Source organism: Microvirgula aerodenitrificans DSM 15089 (assembly GCF_000620105.1).
Classification (GTDB): Bacteria; Pseudomonadota; Gammaproteobacteria; order Burkholderiales; family Aquaspirillaceae; genus Microvirgula; species Microvirgula aerodenitrificans.
This window is the reverse complement of sequence record NZ_JHVK01000048.1, coordinates 1-3,268: the sequence shown is the minus strand read 5'-3', so window position 1 is coordinate 3,268 and position 3,268 is coordinate 1. Positions and strand designations below refer to the sequence as shown.

General features: G+C 52.0%; 2 rRNA genes. Both read left to right on the top strand.

Annotation, left to right across the window (positions count from 1 at the left end):
- The first annotated feature begins 161 nt into the window (after nt 1-161).
- Nucleotides 162-3,049, top strand: a 23S ribosomal RNA gene (locus Q352_RS0117865).
- A 111-nt stretch (nt 3,050-3,160) separates the two neighbouring features.
- A 5S ribosomal RNA gene (rrf, locus tag Q352_RS0117860) occupies nt 3,161-3,268 on the top strand; the annotation flags it as partial.

Sequence of the window (3,268 nt, the reverse complement as noted above, 5' to 3'; positions counted from 1 at the left end):
GATCTTTAACAAAACGGAAGAAGTGACAACGAGAAGACGATGCAGTCTGGGGTAACAGCCAGGTTGCAAAGTGTTTAATCGGGTCAGATTGTATCGACATGATTACTGTAAGTCGCAGAAATCATGTATTCGCAAACACCTGTAAGTGTTTCCACTTATAGGATCAAGCGACTAAGTGCATCTGGTGGATGCCTTGGCGATCACAGGCGATGAAGGACGTGCAAGCCTGCGAAAAGCGTGGGGGAGTTGGCAATGGAGCATTGATCCCACGATGTCCGAATGGGGAAACCCGGCCCTTAGGGGTCACCCTGTACTGAATACATAGGTACAGAGGAGCGAACCCGGCGAACTGAAACATCTAAGTAGCCGGAGGAAAAGAAATCAACCGAGATTCCGCAAGTAGTGGCGAGCGAACGCGGAAGAGCCTGTACGTGATAGCGGGAGTGTTAGAAGAATGGTCTGGAAAGGCCAGCGATAATGGGTGATAGCCCCGTATTCGAAAACACACTCGTGATACTAAGCGTACGAAAAGTAGGGCGGGACACGTGAAATCCTGTTTGAAGATGGGGGGACCATCCTCCAAGGCTAAATACTCGTGATCGACCGATAGTGAACCAGTACCGTGAGGGAAAGGCGAAAAGAACCCCGGGAGGGGAGTGAAATAGAACCTGAAACCGGATGCATACAAACAGTGGGAGCCCCTTCGTGGGGTGACTGCGTACCTTTTGTATAATGGGTCAGCGACTTACATTCAGTAGCGAGCTTAACCGGATAGGGGAGGCGAAGCGAAAGCGAGTCCGAACAGGGCGTTTAGTTGCTGGGTGTAGACCCGAAACCGGATGATCTATCCATGGCCAGGATGAAGGTGCGGTAACACGCACTGGAGGTCCGAACCCACTAATGTTGCAAAATTAGGGGATGAGCTGTGGATAGGGGTGAAAGGCTAAACAAATCCGGAAATAGCTGGTTCTCTCCGAAAACTATTTAGGTAGTGCCTCAGGTATTACTGACGGGGGTAGAGCACTGTTATGGCTAGGGGATCATTGCGATTTACCAACCCATGGCAAACTCCGAATACCGTCAAGTATGAGCCTGGGAGACAGACAGTGGGTGCTAACGTCCATTGTCAAGAGGGAAACAACCCAGACCGCCAGCTAAGGTCCCAAATGATATGCTAAGTGGTAAACGAGGTGGGAAGGCATAGACAGCCAGGATGTTGGCTTAGAAGCAGCCATCATTTAAAGAAAGCGTAATAGCTCACTGGTCGAGTCGTCCTGCGCGGAAGATGTAACGGGGCTCAAGCATATAACCGAAGCTGCGGATATGTACTTTAGTACATATGGTAGGAGAGCGTTCTGTAGGCCTGTGAAGGTGTCTTGAGAAGGATGCTGGAGGTATCAGAAGTGCGAATGCTGACATGAGTAGCGATAAAGCGGGTGAAATTCCCGCTCGCCGAAAACCCAAGGTTTCCTACGCAACGTTCATCGGCGTAGGGTGAGTCGGCCCCTAAGGCGAGGCTGAAAAGCGTAGTCGATGGGAAACGGGTTAAAATTCCCGTACCAGTTGTGAATGCGATGGGGGGACGGAGAAGGGTAGCTCAGCCAACTGTTGGAATAGTTGGTTCAAGCGTGTAGGCAGGATCGTCAGGCAAATCCGGCGAACCAATGCTGAGGCGTGATAACGAGGGTCTACGGACCTGAAGTGAGTAATCCCAAGCTTCCAGGAAAAGCCTCTAAGCTTCAGTTCACAATTGACCGTACCGCAAACCGACACAGGTGGGTAGGTAGAGAATACCAAGGCGCTTGAGAGAACTCGGGTTAAGGAACTCGGCAAATTGACACCGTAACTTCGGGAGAAGGTGTGCCCCTATTAGGTGAACTCCCTGCGGAGGGAGCTGAAAGGGGTCGCAGAGAATAGGTGGCTGCGACTGTTTAATAAAAACACAGCTCTGTGCCAACACGAAAGTGGACGTATACGGAGTGACGCCTGCCCGGTGCCGGAAGGTTAAGTGATGGGGTGCAAGCTCTTGATCGAAGCCCCGGTAAACGGCGGCCGTAACTATAACGGTCCTAAGGTAGCGAAATTCCTTGTCGGGTAAGTTCCGACCCGCACGAATGGCGTAACGATGGCCACACTGTCTCAACCCGAGACTCAGCGAAGTTGAAATGTTTGTGAAGATGCAATCTCCCCGCTGCTAGACGGAAAGACCCCGTGAACCTTTACTGTAGCTTTACATTGGACTTTGAACAGACTTGTGTAGGATAGGTGGGAGGCTATGAAGCTGGAACGCTAGTTTCAGTGGAGCCGCCCTTGAAATACCACCCTGGTGTGTTTGAGGTTCTAACCTTGGTCCGTAATCCGGATCGGGGACCGTGTATGGTAGGCAGTTTGACTGGGGCGGTCTCCTCCCAAAGAGTAACGGAGGAGTTCGAAGGTCATCTAGGTACGGTCGGACATCGTACTGATAGTGCAATGGCAAAAGATGGCTTAACTGCGAGACCGACAAGTCGAGCAGGTGCGAAAGCAGGACATAGTGATCCGGTGGTTCTGAATGGAAGGGCCATCGCTCAACGGATAAAAGGTACTCCGGGGATAACAGGCTGATTCCGCCCAAGAGTTCATATCGACGGCGGAGTTTGGCACCTCGATGTCGGCTCATCACATCCTGGGGCTGTAGCCGGTCCCAAGGGTATGGCTGTTCGCCATTTAAAGTGGTACGTGAGCTGGGTTTAAAACGTCGTGAGACAGTTTGGTCCCTATCTGCAGTGGGCGTTGGAAGTTTGAGGGGGGCTGCTCCTAGTACGAGAGGACCGGAGTGGACGCATCTCTGGTGTACCGGTTGTGACGCCAGTCGCATCGCCGGGTAGCTATATGCGGAAAAGATAAGCGCTGAAAGCATCTAAGCGCGAAACTTGCCTCAAGATGAGACTTCCCAGGGAACTTGATTCCCCTGAAGGGTCGTTCGAGACCAGGACGTTGATAGGTCGGGTGTGGAAGCGCAGTAATGCGTTAAGCTAACCGATACTAATTGCCCGTGCGGCTTGATCCTATAAGTCGAGACATTCGGCTGTGTGAGCGAGCGATACGCAAAATCTGACTTGAAGTTGTTGCTTCTTCTGTTTCTGGTTGTTGGGATAAGTCCCGGCGACCAACCTTTTACCCTGGCGGCCATAGCGAGCGGGAACCACCCCTTCCCATCCCGAACAGGACCGTGAAACTGCTTTGCGCCGATGATAGTGTGGCACTTGCCCATGCGAAAGTAGGTCAC